The sequence below is a fragment of the Lactobacillus nasalidis genome (genome assembly GCF_016587775.1).
In the GTDB taxonomy this organism is placed as follows: domain Bacteria; phylum Bacillota; class Bacilli; order Lactobacillales; family Lactobacillaceae; genus Lactobacillus; species Lactobacillus nasalidis.
On the sequence record NZ_BOCG01000625.1, the window covers coordinates 1 to 2,793 of the forward strand.

The window sequence follows — 2,793 nt, forward strand, 5'->3', positions numbered from 1 at the left end:
CAGGACGACCGGGCTCAGATCATTTTTCTGACCAGCCATGCCGACCTGTCAATCATCACCTACCGCCGCCGGCTGGGGCCGGTAGACTACATCGTCAAAGGTGCGGATCCCGTGGCCCAGCGCCGGCGGATCGTAGAAACCGTTGAAGTGGCTCTTAGCCAATTACATAAGGACTCTGTAGCCAAGCAGCTGACTTTTTCCTACCGAGTGGGCCGGCAGATCAAAAACATCAGATTGACCGACCTGGTCTATATCACGACCACCTTGACGCCCCACAAGCTCTTGATCGTTAAGCAGGCTGGTGAAGCGCAGTTCCTTGGCAGCCTCAGCCAGTGCGCCAAGGAAAATCCCCTCTTGGAAAAAATCAGCCAGTCCTGCCTGGTCAACCCGGACAATATCGAAGCCATCGATCTTCGCCGCCACCTGGTCTCCTTTGTGAACGGGGATGTCGAAGAATACGCGGCTGGCCGGCAGAAGCAGATGAAGACCCTTATGCAGGAACATGACTACCGGCTGGCCAAGCTTATGAAGCCTTGACGAGGCAAAGTAGATTTTACATGTCCGCCTAAAAGGTTTATGCTGTTTTTATATGCAAAAAAGGTGGGCAAAAATCGTATGGAGAGTGAAGACAGACAAACGCGCAAATCCAACCTGCGCTTATTATTCGAAGCCCTGGTCGTGGGCCTGGTGGCTGGCATCGTTGTCGGCAGCTTCCGCTGGCTGATCGGGCAGACCTTGGCCATGTGGCAAAAAGGCTACCAGGCAGCGCACGCTAACCCGGCCCTCTTGTGGCTCTTAGCCGGGGGCGTTCTGGTCAGCGTGATCGTGGCCGGCTTCTTAGTCAAGCAGCAGCCCCATGCCGGCGGGTCCGGGATTCCTGAAGTAGAACTCCAGCTGCAGGGCAAGCTGCAACTGGCCTGGTGGCCGATCCTTTGGCGGAAGTTCATCGGCGGGGTTCTGTCGATCGGGTCTGGCCTCTTTTTAGGCCGGGAAGGTCCGTCAATCCAATTGGGCTCAACGGTCGGCCAGGGGGTAGCCCAGGGCTTCAAGGCCTCAAAGAGCGACTCCCGGGTCCTCCTGGCAACTGGGGCGGCCAGCGGCTTGTCCGCGGCCTTCGGGGCGCCTTTGGGCGGGGCCATGTTCATCGTTGAAGAGGTCTTTCACAACTTTTCCCCCCGGGTCTGGCTGAACGCTTTAGCCGGAGCTATCATGGCCAACTTCGTGGTTTCCAATGTCTTTGGCCAGACTCCGGTCTTAGCGATCGACTACAAGCACAGCTTCCCCATCCTCCAGTACTGGCAGCTGCTCTTATTGGGGGCCTTCTTGGGCTTGATCGGCCGCTTCTACCAGTGGGGCCTGCTCAATTTCAGCCGTGTTTATCAAAAAATCACCGTTCTTCCGCGCTGGCTGCACGGGATCATTCCGGCCCTCATCTTGGTGCCGATCATGTACTACTTCCCGGGCTATGTCGGCGGGGGCAACAACTTGATTTTGAGCTTGAACCAAATTCACGCCGTAAATGTCCTGGTCTTAATCTTCCTTCTGCGGATCAGTTTTTCCATCGTGTCTTACGATTCTGGTCTGCCGGGCGGGATCTTCCTGCCGATCTTGACCATGGGGGCCCTCTTGGGGGCAGTTTACGGCGAGTTCATGGTTGACCTGGGCCTTTTGGACCAAAAATTGGTCGTCAACTTGATCATCTTCTCCATGGCCGGCCTGTTTTCGGCCATCGTCCGCTCGCCTTTTACCGCCATCATGCTGATCGCGGAAATGGTTGGGTCCCTCTTGCACCTCATGCCCTTGGCCGTGGTTTCAGTTGCCGCTTATGTCGTCAATGAGCTGCTGGGCGGGGAGCCGATCTACGAAAGCCTGGCTGGCCGGATGCAGACCAAGGAAGACAACGACTATGTCGGTGAAGCCGATCAATTGACCGTCTCCATCTATGAAGGCAGCCAATTGGCTGACCACCGGGTCAAGGAAATCGCTTGGCCGGATCGGACTCTGGTCAGAGTCATCCACCGGGGGCAAAAGGACATTATCCCTGACGGGGACACCCAGCTTCTGGCCGGCGACCTCTTGGTTCTGGAAATCGATGAAAACCAGCGGGGGCTGGTCTACGACAAGATAGCCAGCCTGCAGGAAGCCAAGGAATAAGGCAGAAAAGCGCATAAGAAAAAGCCTCGACAGCAAGTCGAGGCTTTTTCTCTTGGCAAAAATTGTTATTGTTGTCGCTTAGACGTTCAAGATCAGGAAGTAGATCACGAAGACCACAGCCAGGATCCACATCATCGGGCTGACTTCCTTGGTCCGCTTGGCAGCAGTCATGGAGATCGGGTAAACGATCAAGCCCAAGGCCATCCCGTCAGCGATGGAGTAGGTCAAGCCCATGCCGATCACGATCAGGAAGGCTGGAACAGCGATTTCCAGCTTGTCCCAGGAGATCTTGGCCAGGTTGGCGGCCATCAAAACGCCGACGATGATCAAGGCTGGAGCCGTAACCGTAGTCGTCACCACGCTCAAAAGCGGGCTGAAGAACATGGACAAAAGGAAGAAGATACCAACCCAAACGGCAGTCAGACCTGACCGGCCGCCGGCAGCGATCCCGGATGAAGATTCAACGTAGGCGCCAACCGGTGAAGTACCGATGATGGAACCAGCCATCATGGCCGTTGAGTCGGCCGCCATGGCCTTGCCGATTCTTGGCATCTTGCCGTCCTTGTCAACCAGGCCGGCTTGGTGAGCCAGACCGATCAAGGTACCGGTGGTGTCAAAGAAGGCCACCAGGAGGAAGGT

The 2,793-nt window shown here is 56.2% G+C and carries 3 protein-coding genes; 2 read left to right on the forward strand and 1 reads right to left on the reverse strand.

From position 1 onward, the window contains the following. Together lacNas_RS11675 and lacNas_RS11680 are read left to right on the forward strand one after the other, a co-directional pair. Nucleotides 1-537: LytTR family transcriptional regulator DNA-binding domain-containing protein (locus lacNas_RS11675; protein WP_201346890.1), on the forward strand; the 537-nt coding region annotated here is incomplete at its 5' end. Nucleotides 538-615: 78 nt separating this feature from the next. Continuing rightward, nucleotides 616-2,154, forward strand: coding sequence for a ClC family H(+)/Cl(-) exchange transporter (locus tag lacNas_RS11680; protein ID WP_201331371.1), 1,539 nt, complete (start codon nt 616-618; stop codon nt 2,152-2,154). Nucleotides 2,155-2,232: 78 nt separating this feature from the next. Here the strand turns inward: lacNas_RS11680 and lacNas_RS11685 are convergent. Then, a partial coding sequence (locus lacNas_RS11685) for an NCS2 family permease (protein ID WP_201346891.1) occupies nt 2,233-2,793 on the reverse strand: 561 nt, incomplete at its 5' end.